The organism is Arthrobacter sp. HS15c (genome assembly GCF_040812005.1).
Classification (GTDB): Bacteria; Actinomycetota; Actinomycetes; order Actinomycetales; family Micrococcaceae; genus Arthrobacter.
Genome location: NZ_JBFOHM010000007.1, coordinates 54,542 through 73,296, shown reverse-complemented (window position 1 = coordinate 73,296; position 18,755 = coordinate 54,542). Strand labels below are relative to the sequence as shown.

14 protein-coding genes and 1 tRNA gene are annotated in these 18,755 nt (G+C 66.8%); 11 read left to right on the top strand and 4 right to left on the bottom strand.

From position 1 onward, the window contains the following. Positions 1–156: 156 nt before the first annotated feature. Entirely contained in the window at positions 157–1,656 is a 1,500-nt protein-coding gene (locus ABV518_RS12865) for an NAD-dependent succinate-semialdehyde dehydrogenase (RefSeq protein ID WP_367767476.1), read from the top strand. Positions 1,657–1,691: 35 nt separating this feature from the next. On the opposite strand, the gene ABV518_RS12860 is transcribed toward ABV518_RS12865, so the two are convergent. The 3 genes from ABV518_RS12860 to ABV518_RS12850 are packed head-to-tail and all read right to left on the bottom strand — an operon-like array spanning position 1,692 to position 6,809. Continuing rightward, positions 1,692–4,181 (bottom strand): transglutaminaseTgpA domain-containing protein, encoded by a 2,490-nt coding sequence (locus ABV518_RS12860; RefSeq protein ID WP_367767475.1) that lies wholly within the window; start codon positions 4,179–4,181, stop codon positions 1,692–1,694. Further along, positions 4,178–5,668, bottom strand: a complete 1,491-nt coding sequence (locus tag ABV518_RS12855) for a DUF58 domain-containing protein (protein WP_367767474.1) — start codon at positions 5,666–5,668, stop codon at positions 4,178–4,180. The genes ABV518_RS12860 and ABV518_RS12855 overlap by 4 nt, the downstream gene beginning before the upstream one ends. A 10-nt stretch (positions 5,669–5,678) precedes the next feature. Further along, positions 5,679–6,809 carry an AAA family ATPase gene (locus ABV518_RS12850; protein WP_367767473.1) on the bottom strand — a complete coding sequence of 377 codons (1,131 nt, stop codon included), beginning with the start codon at positions 6,807–6,809 and terminating at the stop codon, positions 5,679–5,681. A 164-nt stretch (positions 6,810–6,973) separates the two neighbouring features. Between ABV518_RS12850 and ABV518_RS12845 the strand changes: the two genes are divergently transcribed. The 5 genes from ABV518_RS12845 (at position 6,974) to ABV518_RS12825 (ending at position 13,182) form a co-directional block, all read left to right on the top strand. Next, positions 6,974–7,879: a TatD family hydrolase gene (locus tag ABV518_RS12845; protein ID WP_367767472.1), complete on the top strand. Its 906-nt coding sequence runs from the start codon at positions 6,974–6,976 to the stop codon at positions 7,877–7,879. A gap of 283 nt (positions 7,880–8,162) precedes the next feature. Then, positions 8,163–9,320, top strand: coding sequence for a transglycosylase family protein (locus tag ABV518_RS12840; RefSeq protein WP_367767471.1), 1,158 nt, complete (start codon positions 8,163–8,165; stop codon positions 9,318–9,320). Between the two features lie 167 nt (positions 9,321–9,487). Further along, entirely contained in the window at positions 9,488–10,360 is an 873-nt protein-coding gene (gene rsmA, locus ABV518_RS12835) for a 16S rRNA (adenine(1518)-N(6)/adenine(1519)-N(6))-dimethyltransferase RsmA (protein ID WP_367767470.1), read from the top strand. Continuing rightward, positions 10,357–11,319, top strand: a complete 963-nt coding sequence (locus tag ABV518_RS12830) for a 4-(cytidine 5'-diphospho)-2-C-methyl-D-erythritol kinase (protein ID WP_367767469.1) — start codon at positions 10,357–10,359, stop codon at positions 11,317–11,319. The genes rsmA and ABV518_RS12830 overlap by 4 nt, the downstream gene beginning before the upstream one ends. Before the next feature lie 36 nt (positions 11,320–11,355). Then, positions 11,356–13,182, top strand: a complete 1,827-nt coding sequence (locus tag ABV518_RS12825; RefSeq protein WP_367767468.1) for an ABC-F family ATP-binding cassette domain-containing protein — start codon at positions 11,356–11,358, stop codon at positions 13,180–13,182. A 583-nt stretch (positions 13,183–13,765) separates the two neighbouring features. Here ABV518_RS12825 and ABV518_RS12820 read toward each other — a convergent pair. Further along, positions 13,766–14,392 (bottom strand): TetR/AcrR family transcriptional regulator, encoded by a 627-nt coding sequence (locus ABV518_RS12820; protein ID WP_367767467.1) that lies wholly within the window; start codon positions 14,390–14,392, stop codon positions 13,766–13,768. Positions 14,393–14,516: 124 nt separating this feature from the next. On the opposite strand from ABV518_RS12820, the gene ABV518_RS12815 reads away from it, so the two are divergent. From ABV518_RS12815 to pth, 5 genes are all read left to right on the top strand, one after another. After that, a tRNA-Gln gene (locus ABV518_RS12815) sits at positions 14,517–14,588 on the top strand. A 124-nt stretch (positions 14,589–14,712) separates the two neighbouring features. After that, on the top strand, positions 14,713–16,194 hold the full coding sequence (gene glmU, locus ABV518_RS12810; protein ID WP_367767466.1) for a bifunctional UDP-N-acetylglucosamine diphosphorylase/glucosamine-1-phosphate N-acetyltransferase GlmU: 1,482 nt from the start codon (positions 14,713–14,715) through the stop codon (positions 16,192–16,194). Continuing rightward, positions 16,194–17,174, top strand: coding sequence for a ribose-phosphate diphosphokinase (locus ABV518_RS12805; RefSeq protein WP_131132642.1), 981 nt, complete (start codon positions 16,194–16,196; stop codon positions 17,172–17,174). The genes glmU and ABV518_RS12805 overlap by 1 nt, the downstream gene beginning before the upstream one ends. Positions 17,175–17,445: 271 nt before the next feature. After that, complete coding sequence (locus ABV518_RS12800; protein WP_367767465.1) at positions 17,446–18,042, top strand: 50S ribosomal protein L25/general stress protein Ctc; 597 nt, start codon at positions 17,446–17,448, stop codon at positions 18,040–18,042. 76 nt (positions 18,043–18,118) lie between these two features. Continuing rightward, the gene (gene pth / locus ABV518_RS12795) at positions 18,119–18,709 is read left to right on the top strand and encodes an aminoacyl-tRNA hydrolase (RefSeq protein ID WP_367767464.1); all 591 of its coding nucleotides are present in this window, start codon (positions 18,119–18,121) and stop codon (positions 18,707–18,709) included. Positions 18,710–18,755 lie beyond the last annotated feature (46 nt).

Sequence of the window (18,755 nt, the reverse complement as noted above, 5' to 3'; positions counted from 1 at the left end):
GTGCACCTGCACAGCGTGGCGTTGATTCTGTAGTGCGTCCAGGCGTAGACCCTCCGGCAGCGGCAGCAGTAGTCTGACAGTTAATCAGCCACAAAGGCAGGCCGCTCCGGCCGCCGGTGCGCGGCTGGAAACAACCCTACTGACGAGGGAGTCATCGTGACTGTCACTGCACAGCCAGCTGTTACCGCCGAGCGCGAGAGCGAGCTGCTGGCCTCTGTTCCCACCGGCCTGCTCATCAATGGGCAGTGGCGGCCGGCCGCTTCCGGAAAGACGTTCGACGTCGAGGATCCCGCCACGGGCAAGGTGCTGCTGAGCATTGCCGACGCCGGCGCCGAGGACGGCAAGGCGGCCCTGGACGCCGCTGCTGCCGCCCAGGAGTCCTGGGCGAAGGTCCCGCCGCGTGAGCGGGGCGAAATCCTGCGCCGCGCCTTTGACCTGGTCACCGAGCGCGCGGAGGACTTCGCGCTGCTGATGACCATGGAAATGGGCAAGCCCCTGGCCGAGGCCCGCGGTGAGGTGACCTATGGTGCCGAGTTCCTGCGCTGGTTCTCGGAAGAGGCTGTCCGTGCTTTCGGCCGCTACTCGGTCTCCCCGGACGGCAAGTCCCGGCTGCTGGTCACCAAGAAGCCGGTGGGTCCCTGCCTGCTGATCACCCCGTGGAACTTCCCGCTGGCCATGGCCACCCGCAAGATCGCCCCCGCCGTCGCCGCCGGCTGCACCATGGTGCTGAAGTCCGCGAACCTCACGCCGCTGACCTCCCAGCTGTTCGCCGCCGTCATGCAGGAAGCCGGCCTGCCCGCCGGCGTCCTGAACGTCATCCCCACCTCCACGGCCGGCGCCACCACGGGCCCGCTGATCAAGGACTCCCGGCTCCGCAAGCTCTCCTTCACCGGCTCCACCGAAGTGGGCCGCCGCCTGCTCGCCGACGCCTCCGAGACAGTGCTGCGCACCTCCATGGAGCTCGGTGGCAACGCCCCGTTCGTCGTCTTTGAAGACGCCGACCTGGACGCCGCCGTCGCCGGGGCCATGCTGGCCAAGCTGCGGAACATGGGCGAGGCCTGCACCGCGGCCAACCGGTTCATCGTCCACGAATCGGTCGCTGACGAGTTCGCGGAGAAGTTCGCCGCGAAGATGCGGGAGATGACCACCGCCAGGGGCACCGAGCCGCACTCCAAGGTGGGTCCGCTGATCGACGCCAAGAGCCGGGACAAGGTCCACGAACTCGTCTCCGACGCCGTGGCCTCCGGCGCCCGGGCGGTCCTGGGCGGCGCACCTGCAGAGGGGCCCGGCTACTTCTACCAGCCCACCATCCTCACCGGCGTCACCGAAGGCACCCGGATCCTGTCCGAGGAAATCTTCGGCCCCGTCGCACCGATCATCACGTTCGGCACCGAAGAGGAAGCCATCCGGCTGGCCAACAACACCGAATACGGACTCGTCGCCTACGTTTTCACCAAGGACCTGAACCGCGGGATCCGGATGGGCGAACGCCTCGAAACCGGCATGCTCGGCCTGAACGCCGGCGTCATCTCCAACGCCGCGGCGCCCTTCGGCGGCGTCAAACAATCCGGACTCGGCCGTGAAGGCGGCCTCGAAGGCATCGAGGAATACCTCTACACCCAGTACATCGGCATCGCCGACCCCTACGCCGGCTGACCCACCACGGTGATCCGCGGACGGGCCAGGGGAAGCTAGCCTTCGCTCGGACGCCGCAGGCCGTCGCGTACTCGTGACCACGAGTGGGCGGCGGCCTTTGCCGTCCGCCGGGCCAGCCTGCCGATGAACCGGAACGGCGCCGTCAGCATCCGTCCCCAGCGGGCAAGGACCGACGGCGGCAGCCAGTCAGCGCGCAGCCGTCGGATACGGGTGACGTTGGCCCGCATTGACCCCTGGAGCGCGGAAATCCGGGCGGCTGCAGGTTCCGCACTGACCGAACCCGGGGAACCGGCGGCTGGCGGGCCGTACGCGTGCCGTTCGAAGTCGGCCGTGAGGGAGATGACAGCCTGGTGTGCGGCGTCGTCCATTCCGCCTGGTTCACCCAGCAGATGCGAGCCGCGGATCCGGGCGGAATATGTCCTGGGCGTCTCAGCTGGTCCCGGCGGCAGGCCAAAGTCCGTGCCGAGGTCCCGGAGCTCGGACCACGCCAAGGGGACGGCCGCCGGGGACGGAGGATCGGTGCTGCGCAGCCTGCGGGCGCGGACCCCCAGCCGGACCAGCCGCGGCGAAGAGGCCAGGAGGAGCAGCAGTGCTGATCCTGCCAGGCCCAGCAGCCACGGCAGGACCTGCGACCCTGTGTCGCTCCCCGGGCCAGTGCCGGGCATGGGCAGGGGCGCGGCGCTTGGCAGCGGGGTTGCCAGCGGGTTGCCGGAAGGTACGAGGTCGGAGTTGTTGTCGAGGGAGCCGGGCGAGCCGGGTACCGAGCTTTCGGTGGCGTAATCCGGGACCACCCCCCGCGAGGGCGTGGGCTCAAACGGCACCCACCCGAGGCCCTGGAAGTAGAGTTCGGGCCACGCGTGGGCATCCCGTGCGTCCACTTCGTACTCTGCCAGCGCACCTTGCCCGGCCACGGTCACGGTGGCTCCGGTCAGCCGTCCGGGGGCGTAGCCGACGGCGATCCGGCTGGGAATGCCTTCAAGCCTGGCCATGACTGCCATCGCCGAGGCGTAGTGGATGCAGTATCCGCTTTTTTGGGCGAGGAAGTCGGCCAGCACGGACAGTCCGTTGCCGTCATAGCCGCCCTGGACCGGGGACTGGAGCGAATACGTGAACTCGGCAGACCGCAGGTATTTCTGGATGGCCATGGCCTTTGCATACGCCGTGCCGCTCGATCCGGTGACGGTATCCGCAGTGGTCCTGACTATGTCAGGCAGGTTGCCGGGTACGCGGGTGAAATCGTCCGCTATTCCCTGCACAGTGGCTGACGAGCGGTCGAGCAGGCTGGCGGTCAGCCGGGGCACTGAAGAGACCGCAATGTATTCCTGGCTCCGCGAGTTGGTGTCTGCTCCCTTAACGCTCAGGGTGGCGGGGTCCCATGTCCAGCGCCCGGCCAGTCCCCGAATGGACTCGGGAGCGTACGGAACAGGGAGGTAAGGGCTGGTGAAAGAGCCCGTGTCCACCGCGGTGACCTGGCGGAGCTGCTCGTCGGCGAGGATCTCGTAGCCGGTCTCGATGGGTCCGGCCACTGGTCGCCGCGATGCGTCGCGGTCGTCGGGTCCCCAGGAGTCGCCGTCGAAATTGTCCACCGTGACGGACCGCAGGTAAATCGGGGCGGTGGCCGTGGTGGCGTAGGTGATCCGTCCTGTGCCGGCGGGCTGGCGGAGGCTGTTTCCGAGGGTGATCATGGGATTCAGCCCAGTGGAGGTGCCCCAAGGGTTCACCCGCGAACCCTGCGGAAACGTTCCCTGGTCGAAGCCGGGGATGGCCAGCGGGATGATCAGCGTGGCCACCAGGGCAACGGATCCGGTGAGTGCGGCGCGCTTCATCTGCCCTGGGTTGCGGGCGGTATCGGCCGGCGTACGCGCGTCCGGCGCGAACCACTGGCTGCACGCCAGTATCAGCAGGTAGCCGGCCACCGTGGCGATGAACCCCCACATGCCCACGCTTTGCGGCTTCACCATGGCCGGCACGATGAGGATGGCCACGAGCCCCAGGCCGGTGGTGGCAGGCATGGCCAGGGGCAACGCCAAAGCATCGATGAGGATGACCGTCAGGCCCAGGACGGCGCAGGTCACCATCACAATGCCGGCGTTGGGGGCGACCGGCGCGCTTTCGGCCAGAACTGTCTCGCTGGCCCGGCGGATGAACCTGTCCAGCTCCTTCATCGTGGCGCCCGACGGGATGAGCCCGGCAATGCCTGAGCCGCGGAAGAACGTCAGCGTCAGGATACCCACCAGGGCGGCGAAGCCACCCGCTGTGACAACGAGGGGGTGCGCCCGCAAAGCCCGGAGTCCGGCCATGGTCAGGCAGACCACAAAAACCGTAGTCAGCACGGGCAGGTACCACGCCCACCCCCGCAGGACACCGTTCAGCGAAAGGGCCGCACCACACACCGACAGCCCCACAGCTCCGGCCATGACCCACGGGTAAGCGCCGACCCTGGCCTTGCCGGGCTGCTTGCCGGAAACCGGACTGCTGGAAGGCTGCGCCGCGGCGGAGGTGTGCTTTTCCGGGGCGAGTGTCACCGTGCCACCCCCGCGCCACGCCGGACATCCGCCGCAGCGGCATCCAGGGCTGCTCCGCCCTGGTCGAAGTGGCTCCAGGCGGCGGGCACGGAAACCGACGGGGACACGGCCGCCGCACGCCACCCCCCACGCCGGAGCGCTTCAAGTTCGTCGTGGAAATCCGACGGCCTCTCAGCGACGATGATGGCGAAGGAATTCGCCCCATAACCTGCCGCCGGGGCCAGGGCGATGGCTTCCGCCAGCGACAATCTGCCCAGCACCGCGATGATCGGCCCCCGCATCCGGTGCGCGGAGAGCTTGTCCATAAGCAGGTCGTCAAAAAGCCCCGGACCGGAATCCTGCCCACCGCCATGATCCCGCGCGGCACCTGAGGAGTCCGTGCGGACCGCGCCCGTGTGGACCGGGCCCCGGGGGGCGGCCTCCTTGCGGCCGTGATGGCCATGATAGCCGTGGTGCGGGCCGGAGAGCTGGATGGCTGCCAGGCTTTCGGCAATGGACTGCAGCCCGCCAGTGCCCAGGTACTCCTCGGTCTGCGGTTCAGGCGCTGAGGGGGAACGCAGGAAGGCCGGTTCGCCGGCGGCGTCGAGCAGGCGCAGCGCATAATTCCGCTCGGCAAGATGCGCGCTGATGGAGATGGCCGCCACCACTGCCCACTCGAAGGTGTCGCTGGTGACCATCTCGTGGCCGTCCATGGCCGCATTCCCGCCAAAGCCCGTCCCGGGACCTCCTGCGAAGGCGGCGAACCGCTGGTCAAGGATGATGGTGGCCTCGGGGGTGGTGACGGACTCCTCCTGCCTGACCATCAGTGCACCGTGCCGGGCAGTCGCTGCCCAATGGACACGGCGCATCGGGTCGCCGTGCCGGTATTCGCGGGTCATCACGTCGTCGTCGCTGGGGTTGGCCCGGATCCGGGTGGCAGTGACGCCGTCGCTCCCGCGCGCCCCTGCGAGACCGGTGACCGGAAGCTCGACGGCGGCCGGCGTCACCGTGAGCGTCTCGCCGTCGTCGATTGCCTGCCGGTGCAGGGACAACCCGAACGGGTCGGTGAACTCGGCGGTCACCGGCCCGATGAGAAACTGGCCGCGCTGGCTGGAACGCAGATGGTATTCGTACCGGCTGGTGCCGCCGGTTGCCGACCGCGCGGGGAACCGGAATGCGGGAGATTCGCCAAACCGCGGCGGCAGCCGTTCCTCCATGATCGCGCGTCCGGTGACCGGCCCGGTCCTTGCTACAGCCAGCCTGACTGTCGTGGCGGCCGAGGTCTCCACGGGAGATGGATTGAACTCCCGGTAGACCTGGAATTTTGGTTTAACCAGCCGGATCCCCGCCAGCGAGACCAGGGGAAGCACAATCAGCAGGATGCTGAGGCTGAGGAGATCCCGACGGCCCATGATCTGCGCAGCCAACAGCGACACCGCGCCGGCCGCGAGGAGGCCCCAGCCGCGCTGGCTGAAAAGGTGGCGGGGGAGCCGGTCCAGCAGTGCCATGGGGCTCTGCCTAGTGGTTCCTGCGGAGCCCGGAGGCCGATGGAGTCTTGGCCGCGGGTCCGGCTGCGGACCGTGCCGAGGCATCCGCCAGGTCCTGGCTCACCGGCAACCTGTTCAGGATCCCGCGGATGACGCTGTGCGGTGTTTCCCCGGCGCTGGCGGCCTTGCGGTCAAGGATGATCCGGTGCGCCAACACGGATTCAGCCACGTTGACTACGTCGTCGGGAAGCACAAAATCGCGCCCGTCCAAGGCCGCGGTGGCCTTGGCCGCCCGGAGCAGCTGCAACATCGAGCGCGGGCTGGCACCCAGGCGGAGCAGGGGACTCTCGCGGGTTGCCCTGCCCACGGACACGGTGTATTCCTTGACGGCCTGGGACACGTAGACCTGCTGGACGGAGGCGATCATTGCCGCGACGTCCGCCGCCGTGACCACGGCGGATACCTTGGCCAGCGGTGATGTCGCCTGGTGGGTTTCGAGCATTTCGATCTCAGAGTCCTTGTCCGGATAACCCATGGAGATGCGCGCCATAAAGCGGTCCCGCTGTGCTTCCGGGAGGGGATAGGTCCCCTCCATCTCGATCGGATTCTGGGTAGCCACCACCATGAACGGCTCGTCGAGTTTGTAGGAGTGTCCGTCCACCGTGACCTGGTGCTCCTCCATGCATTCCAGGAGGGCGGATTGGGTTTTGGCCGAGGCGCGGTTGATTTCATCGCCGATCACGATGTTGGCAAACACGGCGCCCGGGCGGAACTCGAACAGCCGGGACGACTGGTTGTAGATGGACACACCGGTGACATCGGACGGCAAGAGGTCAGGGGTGAACTGGATCCGGCTGACCGTGCAGTCGATGGTCCTGGCCAGGGTCTTGGCGAGGAGGGTCTTGCCAACGCCGGGAACGTCTTCGAGGAGGAGGTGGCCCTGGGCCAGCAGGACGGTCAGGGCCAGTTTCGCGGCTTCCGACTTTCCGTCGATCACAGTATTGACTTCATCCAGGATGCGCTGGCTTGCAGAGTGGAAAGCGGCCGCGTCCATCGCCTGGGCCTTGTGGCCGTTCAGCTGCGTGACCGGTTCCGCAATCCCTGCGAAGTTCCGGCCCGCGGGGTCGATCTCATTGACGGCCGTGCGTCGGTGGGAGTCCATCGGCAACCTTTCAGCCCGGGTATCGACTGGGACGGGACAGCAAGCCTGCCTTCGCCCGTCGGTGGGCGTTCGCATCTGTTGGTAACAGACTACTAACAGAACTGCCGTGCCTGACAGAGAGTTCCCGTAATTCTCGATGCATCGCCCGCCGCTAGGCTAGAGGGATGTGCAATTCGCTGATTCCTGCCGCTTACCGTGCCGCCGGACCGGACGGTTCGCCCGCGGCAGGCGCCGCGGGCCGGCGGGATTTTCCGCCGGCGCCGGAGCCGCTGCCGGCACCGGTCATGGACAACCACACGCACCTTGATTTTCCCGACGGCGCCGGGCCGGTAGGGGTCGCTGCGGCCTTGGATGCCGCGCAGGCAGTCGGAGTCCAGGGTGCGGTCCAGGTGGGCTGCGACCTCGAATCCTCCCGCTTCACCGTGCAGGCGGTGGATCTGGACAGCAGGCTCCTGGGGGCGGTGGCACTGCACCCCAACGATGCACCGGACTACGCGGCCCGTGGCGAGCTGGAGGACGCGCTGGCGGAGATTGAGCGCCTGGCCGCGCATCCCCGGATCCGGGCCATCGGCGAAACCGGGCTGGACTTCTTCCGTACCGGGGGCGAGGGCCTGGTGCACCAGCGCTACTCGTTCAGGCGGCACATCGACATCGCCAAGCGTCTTGACCTCACCCTCCAGATCCATGACCGTGACGCCCACGACGACGTAGTGCAGGTCCTGCGCGAGGAGGGAGCCCCGGAGCGCGTGGTGTTCCACTGCTTTTCCGGCGATGAGGGGCTCGCGCGCATCTGCAACGCGGAGGGCTGGAACATGTCGTTCGCGGGCACCCTGACGTTCAAGAACGCGCACAACCTCCGGGCGGCGCTCGCCGTCGCCGAACCCGAGCTGGTGCTGGTGGAAACGGACGCGCCCTTTCTCACCCCGCACCCGCACCGGGGCCGGGCCAATGCCAGCTACATGGTGCCGTACACCGTCCGTGCCATGGCTGATTTGACAGGAACCGACCTCTCCGAACTCTGCCAGCAGATCAGCGAAAATACCGTGCGGGCATACGGATCGTGGGACTGAAATCACAGCCGGAAGAATTCCGACTTTAAATACCAGGTATGCAAAATTCTTGGCCGCTTTATAACGCTACGGTTACAGTGGGTAACTATTAGCCGGGGTCGGGGAAGGCCTTCGGATAATTTCACTTCATCCGCAGCAGGATCATGAACGGCTTTGATGCCGCATGAGTGCCAAGTGGAGTGTGGCGGCGCAAAGGTGCCCGGAGCTGACCTCAGGGGTTCTGCGCCGGGTGTTTTACTGCGTTTTTCCCCGTGCCCGGACGGTCCTAAAGTTACGGGCAAACGTGGTCAAGCTTTTCACATCTGACGGCAAGTTCAGTTTCGTCAAGGTTGGTACCCAGCTGCTGGTGCTCTGCGCACTCGTCGTCGGGCTCGTGGCCTTTGTCGGGAATAACAAAACAATCACGCTCAACGTCGACGGCAAGGTGACTTCGGTCCAGACCTTCGGCGGCACAGTAGGCCAGGTAGTCAAAAGCGCAAAGCTGGACCTGAAGCCCGCAGACCGCGTATCCCCGTCAGCCGACGCGACCGTGGAAAACGGCACCGTTATCAATGTGAACATGGCCAAGGCCGTGAAAGTCAGCCTGGACGGCTCTGAGAAGACCGTCAGCACCACCGCCCCGGATGTCGCCGGGCTGGTGACCGAGCTCGGTGTGGCCAGTTCGTCGTCCGTTTCCGTCCCGAAGGACGCCCAGTTGGCGGTGGATGGATCATTCGTTTCCATCACCACCCCCAAGAACGTGAGCATCGTCGCCGACGGTAAAGTCACCACGGCAACCACCACCGCATCCACGGTGGAGGCTGTCCTGGAGGACGCCGGCGTGACCCTGGGTGTCAACGACCGGGCCTCACAGCCCGGCAATGCCCTGGTAGTCAACAACATGGTGGTCAAGGTTTCCCGGGTGGACACCGGCCAGACGGCGGCCACCACTGAAGACGTAGCGTTCGAGACCATGACCTCCGAAAGCGCGGACCTGTTCAAGGGTGAGAAAAAAGTGACCCAGGCCGGGGCTGCCGGAAAGGTCGAGCGCACCTTCAAGCTCGTGCTGGTTGACGGCCGCGAAGCCTCACGCACCCTGGTTTCCGAGACCGTTTCCGTCCAGCCCGTGACGGAGCAGGTCACGGTAGGCACCAAGGCAAAGCCCGCAGCAACCGCCACGGCGGGCGCCAACACCGGTGCAGCAGCGCCGGCCATGATGAACGAAGCCATGTGGGACAAGATCGCCCAGTGCGAATCGGGCGGCAACTGGTCCATCAACTCAGGCAACGGCTACTACGGCGGCCTCCAGTTCGACATCCGGACGTGGATCGGTTCGGGCGGCGGCGCGTACGCCCCCAACGCCAGCCTCGCCACCAAGGCCCAGCAGATCGACATCGCGAACCGCGTTTACGCACAGCGGGGCCTCCAGCCGTGGGGCTGCGGCTGGGCGGCTACCAGCTAGGATCATCGCCCGCCCCGCATCGCGGGCAAGCCTGCAGCGGCAGCTGACCACAGCCGCGCAGGGCACAGGGCGAACAAGCACGTGCAGCGGCCGGACCCGGATTCCCGGGGCCGGCCGCTTCCGTTAACTCCGCGTGGCATTTGCACCTGCCGGGATAGGATACCTAGGTGACTGAACCGAGCCCCGCCGCGCCCGCACCCCTCTTCGGTGCCTCCGATATACGCCGGCTGGCGGAGGAGATCGGAATCCGGCCCACGAAGACCCTTGGCCAGAATTTCGTCATCGACGGCAATACCATCCGCAGGATCGTATCTGCCGCCAACATCGGCCCTGAGGAGACAGTCCTGGAGGTCGGTCCCGGCCTTGGCTCGCTGACGCTCGGGCTGCTGGACGCCGCAAAGTCAGTGGTCGCCGTCGAAATCGATCCGGTCCTGGCGGCGAAGCTGCCCCATACGGTCAACGAGTGGCGGCCCGGTGCTGCCGACGACTTTTACCTGGTCCAGGCCGACGCGATGAAGGTGACCACGCTGCCGGTCGAACCAACGGCGCTGGTGGCCAACCTCCCTTATAACGTTGCCGTGCCCGTGGTCCTCCACCTCCTGCAGCACTTCCCGAGCCTGCAGCACGGCCTGGTGATGGTGCAGGACGAGGTGGCTGACAGGCTGGCAGCCGGGCCCGGATCCAAGACCTACGGGGTGCCGTCGGTCAAGGCGGCCTGGTACAGCAGCATGCGCAAAGCCGGGGTGATCGGGATGAACGTCTTCTGGCCCGCGCCGAAGATCCATTCCGGGCTCGTGGCGTTCACGCGCAGGGAGCAGCCCGTCACCACTGCCACGCGCGAACAGGTCTTCGCCGTGATCGACGCAGCATTCGCGCAGCGCCGGAAGACGCTGCGGGCCGCCCTCGCAGGCTGGGCAGGCGGCGCCGCCGAGGCTGAACGTTGCCTCGTGGCAGCCGGCGTGGATCCCACCGCCCGCGGCGAGGTCATCGACATCGTGGCTTTCGCCCGGATCGCTGAAGCCCGCCAGGCCACCGCGTGAATGCCCGGGCAGGCCGGTTCGCCGCCCGGACCGTCCGGGTCAAGGCCCCGGGCAAGGTCAACGTCTCCCTGGATGTAGGCCCGCTCCGGCCGGATGGCTACCACTCGGTGGCTAGCGTATACCTCGCAGTGTCGCTCTATGAGGAAGTCGCCGCCACAAGCACGGAAACCCCTGGCATCACGGTCAGCATCAGCCCGGACAGCACCCTTGACCTCGACGGCGTGGACATCCCCCTGGACGGTAACAACCTCGCGTACAAAGCCGCGGCCATCATGGCGGACGTCTCCGAGCACGCCACCGGGGTCCACCTCGAAATCACCAAGCGGGTTCCCGTGGCCGGTGGCATGGGTGGCGGCTCTGCGGACGCCGCCGCCACGCTGCTGGCCTGCGACGCACTGTGGAACAGCGGACTCTCGCGGGAGGAACTGGCGCACCTGGCGGCGGAGCTCGGCGCCGACGTGCCGTTTTCCCTCCTCGGCGGGACCGCCGTAGGGCTGGGCCTGGGCGACGAACTGTCGCCGGCACTGGCCAAGGCCCAGACTGACTGGGTCCTGGTGGCGGCCGACTATGGGCTGTCCACCCCCGAGGTCTACCGCACCCTGGACCGGCTCCGCGATGCCGAGGGCCTCGTCGCCGCCGAGCCTGCCGGCGTCGATCCCAAGATCCTGCAGGCACTGCGGAGCGGTGACGCCGAAGCGTTGAGCCGGGTCCTGGTCAACGACCTCCAGCGTGCCTCCATCGAACTGGCTCCCGACCTCCGCAGCACGCTGGGGATGGGCGAATCACTTGGCGCCATCGCGGGCATCGTCTCAGGCTCAGGGCCCACGGTGGCACTGCTGGCGCACAGCCCGACGGCGGCCGAAAGCCTTGCCGAGGACCTGCTGCACCATGGGCTGACAGCCTGGGCTGTGCACGGGCCAGTGCCCGGTGCCCGCATCATCTCCGATACCCTCCTTTAGAGCCCCTTTCGTATTTAGCAGTAGAAAGCAGTCCCCTTGGCACACCTTCTTGGCGGCGAAAACCTCACGGTTTCGTACGCGACGCGCACCGTCCTTGACGGCATCACCCTCGGACTGGAAGAGGGTGACCGGATCGGCATGGTGGGCCGGAACGGTGACGGCAAATCCACGCTGATGCGGCTGCTGGCCATGCGCTCCACCCCGGATTCCGGCCGGGTGACCAAGCGCAGCGAAGTCAACATCGGATACCTGGACCAGAGTGACGTGCTCGACGGCGACCTCACGGTCGGTGCCGCCATCGTCGGGGACCAGGCGGACTACGAATGGGCGCGGAACCCGCAGATCCGCGAGGTCATGGGCGGGCTGGTGTCCGACGTCGACTGGCACGCCAACGTCCATGCCCTCTCCGGCGGGCAAAAGCGCCGCGTTGCCCTCGCCAAGCTGCTCATCGAAGACCACGACGTCATCATGCTCGACGAGCCCACCAACCACCTCGACGTCGAAGGCGTCGCATGGCTGTCCCGGCACCTGAAGACCCGCTGGCGCGCCAACCAGGGCGCTTTCCTCGTGGTCACCCACGACCGCTGGTTCCTCGACGAAGTCTGCACCAAGACCTGGGAAATCCACGACGGCATCATGGACCCGTTCGACGGCGGCTACGCAGCCTACGTCCTGGCCCGGGCCGAACGTGACCGCTCCGCCAACGTGATGGAAAGCAAGCGCCAGCAGCTGGTGAAGAAGGAGCTGGCATGGCTGCGCCGCGGCGCCCCGGCACGCACGGCCAAGCCCAAGTTCCGGATCGAGGCAGCCAACGCACTCATTGCCGATGTCCCGGAGCCGCGCGACTCGACGGCATTGAGCAAAATGGCCACGGCGCGCCTTGGCAAGGACGTGCTGGACCTTGAGCACGTCTCCCTGGACTTCCTCGGCGGTGACGAAGGCCAGAAACTCTTCGACAACATCACGCTCCGGCTTGCCCCGGGTGAGCGGCTGGGCCTGGTGGGCGTCAACGGCGCCGGCAAGACCACCCTGCTGAAGCTCCTCAACGGAGAAATTGAGCCGTCCTCCGGCAAGCTCAAGCGCGGCAAGACGGTTGTCACCGCCGTGCTGACCCAGGAGGTCAAAGAGCTCGACGACGTCAAGGACCTCCGCGTCATCGAAGTGATCGAGCGCGAGAAGCGGTCCTTCAACGTCGGCGGCAAGGAGTTCACCGCCGGCCAGCTCGTCGAGCAGCTTGGCTTCACCAACGAAAAGCAGTGGACCCCCGTGAAGGACCTCTCCGGCGGTGAGCGCCGGCGCCTCCAGCTCCTGCGCCTGCTGGTGGGGGAGCCGAACGTGCTGATGCTCGATGAGCCCACGAACGACCTCGACACCGACACCCTCGCCGCCGTCGAGGATGTCCTCGACGGCTGGCCGGGCACCCTCGTTGTGGTGAGCCACGACCGCTACCTGCTGGAGCGCGTGACCGACCACCAGATGGCGCTCCTGGGCGACGGCAAGATCCGCGCCCTGCCGCGGGGCGTGGACCAGTACCTGGAGCTCCGCGAATCCGCCCTGGCCGGCTCCACCATCACCGGCGGCGGCAACCCCGTCACCGGTCCGAGTGGCAGCTCCGCCCCCGCAGCGACCGGTGCCTCCGAAGCCGAAAAGCGCGACGCCCGCAAGGCCAAGAACCGCATCGAACGCCAGCTGGGCAAACTCGAGCAGCAGGAAAAGAAGCTCCACGACCAGATGGTCAAAAGCACCAACGACAACGACTTCGACGCCCTGGCCGAGCAAAACAAAAAGCTCAAGGACCTCGCCGGGGAACGCGAAGCGTTAGAACTCGAATGGCTCGAAGCCCTGGAAGTCCTTGGCGAGTAGCCCAGGGTTTCGGCGTCCGCGCGCCTTGGGTGCCGGAGCAGGCCCTGGGGCTCCGCACGCCTTGGGTGCCGGAGCCGGCCCTGAGGGGCTCCGCACGCCTTGGGTGCCGGAGCCGGCCCTTCGGCGTCGCTTAGACACGACGCGTAGAGGACATTCCGGTCGCGGGCGACCTCCATGCCCTGACGCGCCGCGATGCGCTCCTTTCCGAAGGACCGCCTCCGGCGAGCGGACGTCACCTACCGAAGGCCCGCCTCCCGACAAAGCACGTCACCTTCCGGCCTGGAACAGTGGGCAACCCGCGCGGAACGTTCGGCAGGGGGTACTCGTGTAGGGCGCCCGAACGGAGCCGTCGGCAGTAGCGGGGCAGGGGGCCTTCGCGTAGTCGCGCATCGCGGGCCATCGGGCCCATAAGGTCGCCTAGCGACCGTTGGAGCCCCTATGGCCCGTGTCTAAGCGACGGCGAAGGGCGCCTGCGCCGCGAAGGTGACCAAGGACGCCAGCGAATGGCGCCTGCGCCGCGAAGGTGACCAAGGACGCCAGCGAATGGCGCCTGCGCCGCGGACGACCACGCGGGCATGAAAACCTAAGCCTCGCTCGTCAGTTCCGGGTCCTTCTTGAGGCCCGTCAGGCCGTTCCAGGCGAGGTTGACCAGATGCGCGGCTACGGTGTGCTTGTCGGGCTGGCGGCTGTCCTGCCACCATTGGCCGGTCATGGCCACCATGCCCACGAGCATCTGGGCGTACATGGCGCCGTCCTCGGAGCTGAAGCCGCGGCGGTCGAATTCGTCGGAGAGGATGTGTTCCACCCGGGCGGTCACGTGGGACAGCAGGGTAGAAAAGGCGCCTTCCGGCTGCGACGGCGGGGCGTCCCGCATCAGGATGCGGAAACCGTCGGTGCGGTCCTCGATGTAGGTCAGCAGGGCCAGGGCGGCGCGCTCCACCAGGATGCGGGGCTTGGCTTCTTCGGTGAGGGCGCTGTTGATCGAATCGAGCAGGATGCGGAACTCGAAGTCCACCACCTGGGTGTACAGGCCCTCTTTGGAACCGAAGTGCTCGTAGATGACCGGCTTGGAGACGCCGGCGCAGGCGGCGATTTCCTCAATGGTGGTCCCGTCGAGCCCCCGGATGGCGAAGAGGCCCCGGCCCACTTCGATCAGCTGGCTGCGCCGCTGCAGGCCTGTCATCCGTGTCCGGGGAGGGTTGTTGCTCACATTTCCATCATGCCCTACCGGCGGGAAGCCCCTTGATACGGGCAGATTCCGGCCGATGTCGCATCGGGCCCCGAACCCATGGCAAAATAAATACTTGTGCCCGGGCCTTGTGCCGGCGGCATGGTCCGCCCTGGTGTAATGGCAGCACCCCGGCCTTTGGAGCCGTGGAGTATAGGTTCGAATCCTATGGGCGGAACTGCTGTGCGATGACCGTCCAGTAGGATGAACTCGGTGCCGCACCAGGCCGCTGGCCCGGCCGGCATCGCGCCCAGCGCACGGCGCACACAAGCACCGCGCCAACAAGCAAGGAGAGCCCGTACGTGATCCCCGAGACTACCGGTCCAGCCGCCGTCATAGTTCTGGCAGCAGGCGCCGGTACCCGGATGAAATCCCGTACCCCCAAGATCCTCCACGAAATCGGCGGCCTCTCCATGGTGGGGCACGCCCTGCTGGCTGCCCGCAGCATCCACCCCCGGCAGTTGGCCCTGGTGGTCCGGCACGAACGTGACCTTGTGGCCAAACACCTCGTGGAACTGGACCCCGACGCCGTCATCGTTGACCAGGACGAGATCCCGGGCACCGGCCGCGCTGTCGAAGTCGCGCTCCAGGCCCTGGACGCACACCAGGAGCTATCCGGTACCGTCGTCGTCACCTATGGCGATGTTCCGCTGCTGACCGGCACCCTGCTCGCCGAACTCGTGGCCACCCATGAGCGTGAAGCCAACGCAGTGACCGTCCTGACAGCCGTGCTGGCGGACGCAACCGGCTACGGCCGGATCCTCCGCGGGGACGACGGGACCGTCACCGGCATCCGCGAACACAAGGACGCCACCGAGGCTGAGCGCCTCATCCGCGAAGTCAATTCAGGCATCTACGCTTTCGACGCGGCCGTCCTCCGTAACGCGCTGGTCCACGTCACCACCGACAACTCCCAGGGTGAGAAGTACCTCACCGACGTGCTGGGCCTGGCCCGGCAGGCGGGCGGTCGGGTTGCCGCCGTCGTTACTGAGGACCGCTGGCAGGTGGAGGGCGCCAACGACCGTGTCCAGCTCTCGGCACTGGGGGCGGAACTGAACCGCAGGACGGTTGAAGCATGGATGCGGGCAGGTGTCACCGTGGTTGATCCTGCCACCACCTGGATCGATTCCACCGTCACGCTGGACGAGGACGTCAGGATCCTGCCCAACACACAGCTGCACGGCGACACCACCGTGGCCCGGGACGCCGTCGTCGGCCCGGACACCACACTGACCGATGTCCGCATCGGCGCGGGGGCGAAAGTGACCCGGACGCACGGTTCGGGGGCCGTCATCGGTGCGGACGCCGCCGTCGGGCCTTTCACCTACCTCCGCCCCGGCACCGTCCTTGGTGAGACCGGCAAGATCGGTGCGTTCTACGAAACCAAGAACGTCACGATCGGCCGCGGCTCCAAGCTCTCCCACCTGGGTTACGCCGGTGACGCCGAAATCGGCGAGGACACCAACATCGGGTGCGGCAACATCACGGCCAACTACGACGGCGAGAAGAAGCACCGCACAGTCATCGGGTCCGGCGTCCGCACAGGGTCCAATACTGTGTTTGTCGCGCCCGTCACCGTGGGCGACGGCGCCTACAGCGGCGCCGGCGCCGTGATCCGCAAGGACGTCCCGGCGGGTGCGCTGGTGGTGTCACTCGCCGAGCAGCGGAACTCCGAAGGCTGGGTCCTGGCCAACCGGCCCGGCACGCGCTCCGCCGAACTGGCCCAGGCGGCCACCGCAGATTCCTCAAGTACCCAGGCACCTACAGAAGAGGGCAAGCAATAATGAGCGAAATTACGGCGCGCGGCGAGAAGAAGCTGGTGCTGGCCGCCGGGCGGGCACACCCGGAGCTTGCCCGGGAGATCGCCAAGGAGCTGGGCACAGAGCTGCTCCCCATCGACGCGTACGACTTCGCCAACGGGGAAATCTACGTCCGCGCCGGCGAGAGCGTCCGGGGCACCGACGCCTTCGTCATCCAGGCGCACCCGGCACCGCTGAACAACCACCTCATGGAACAGCTGATCATGATCGATTCGCTGAAGCGGGCATCCGCCAAGCGCATCACCGTGGTCTCGCCTTTCTACCCCTACTCCAGGCAGGACAAGAAGGGCCGCGGCCGCGAGCCCATTTCCGCCCGCCTGGTGGCCGACCTCTACAAAACGGCCGGTGCCGACCGCATCATGAGCGTTGACCTGCACACCTCCCAGATCCAGGGCTTCTTCGACGGCCCCGTGGACCACCTCATGGCCATCCCGCTGCTGGCCGACTACATCCGCACCCGGGTCGCCGCGGACAACATCACCGTGGTGTCCCCGGACACCGGCCGCGTCCGGGTGGCCGAGCAGTGGGCCGAACGCCTCGGCGGCGCACCGCTGGCGTTCGTGCACAAGAGCCGCGACCTGACCGTTCCGAACCAGGCCGTGTCCAAGACCGTCGTGGGCCAGATCGAGGGCCGCACCTGCGTCCTGATCGACGACATGATCGACACCGGCGGAACCATTTCCGGTGCAGTCCAGGTGCTCAAGAACGCCGGCGCCAAGGATGTCATCATCGCGGCGACCCACGCCGTCTTCTCCGATCCTGCGGCCCGCAGGCTGTCCGAGTCAGGTGCCCGCGAAGTGGTGGTCACGGACACCCTGCCCATCCCCGCCGACAAGCGCTTCCCGCAGCTGACTGTGCTGTCCATCGCACCGCTGATCGCACGCGCCATCCGCGAAGTGTTCGACGACGGATCGGTCACCAGCCTGTTCGACGGCAACGCCTGATTCCTGGCGGTTGAGCATGAGCGCGGCGGCTGGGCCTGCGGATTTCCGCCGGCCCGGCCGCCGCGTTTTCAGTTACCGGCCCTGACGCTGGTAAGCTGTTCAACGAAACCTTGGCGAGGGAGAGCATCCCGGGAAACCGGCGTGCAGGTCTCCGTTATCGACTGGGTCTGAACCTCCCTTCTTGAAGGGCCGCCCACGGGCCGCCCGGCGTTGAAGGTCGCAACAGACCTCCGCCCTTGCTGAACACCGTTTAGTCTTCAAGGAGAAACACATGTCTGAGCAGAAGCTCGCAGCAGAAGTCCGCACCGAATTCGGCAAGGGCTTTGCCCGCCGCGCCCGCATGGCCGGCCAGATCCCCGCCGTCATCTACGGCCACGGCGCAGAGCCGATCCACATCACCCTGCCGGCCAAGGCCACCACCCTGGCTGTCCGCACCGCCAACGCCCTGCTGTCCCTGGACATCAACGGCGAAGGCCACCTGGCCCTCGTCAAGGACGTCCAGCGCGACCCCATCAAGCAGATCATCGAGCACATCGACCTGTTGACCGTCCGCAAGGGCGAAAAGGTCACCGTTGACATCCCCGTGCACGTTGTTGGCGAACTTGCTCCGGGCAACGTCTTCAACCAGGAACTCACCGTCATCTCCCTCGAAGCCGAGGCAACCCACCTGCCCACCGCCGTCGAGGTGAGCATCGAAGGCCGCAGCGCCGGCGAGCACATCCACGCTTCCGACCTCGTCCTGCCGAAGGGCGCTGTCCTGCTGGCCGACGCCGACGCGCTGGTTGTCAACATCTCCGAGGCCACCGAGGTCTCTGACGAAGAAGCCTCCGAGGGCGCCGCTGGATCTTCCGAGGCCGCAGCCGAGTAATTTCGGACCGTACTTTGGGTGGCCGGATCCCCGCGGGGATCCGGCCACTGCCGTTTTCCCACTTTAGGATTGACGCATGACTGACACGTGGCTGATCGTTGGCCTCGGGAATCCCGGGACCGAATACAAAGGCAACAGGCACAATGTAGGCCAGATGGTCCTGGACGAACTGGCCGGCCGGATCGGCGGCAGCTTCAAAACGAATAAGGCCCGGGCCCAGGTGCTCGAAGGCCGCCTGGGAATCGGTGGCCCCCGCGTTGTGCTGGCCAAGCCCATGAGCTACATGAATGTCTCCGGCGGCCCCGTCGCCGCCTTGGCAAACTTCTACGGCATTGAACCGGACCACGTGGTGGCGGTGCACGACGAGATCGACATCCCCTTCAATACAGTCAAATTGAAGTCCGGCGGTGGAGAAGGCGGCCACAACGGGTTGCGCGACATGTCCAAGGCCCTCTCCACGAAGGATTACCTCCGGGTCCGCGTGGGGGTAGGGCGGCCCCCGGGCCGGATGGACACCGCCGATTATGTGCTCCGCGATTTCGGTACAGCCGAACGAAAAGAACTGCCCTTCCTGCTGGACGAAGCGGCAGATGCAGTGGACATGCTGGTCAGGGAAGGACTGACGGCGGCGCAGCAGAAGTTCCACCCGGCGAAGTCCCCGCTGTAGCAAAAAAAACTTAATCCCCAGTTTGCTGTCTAGTAGTCAGCACCTC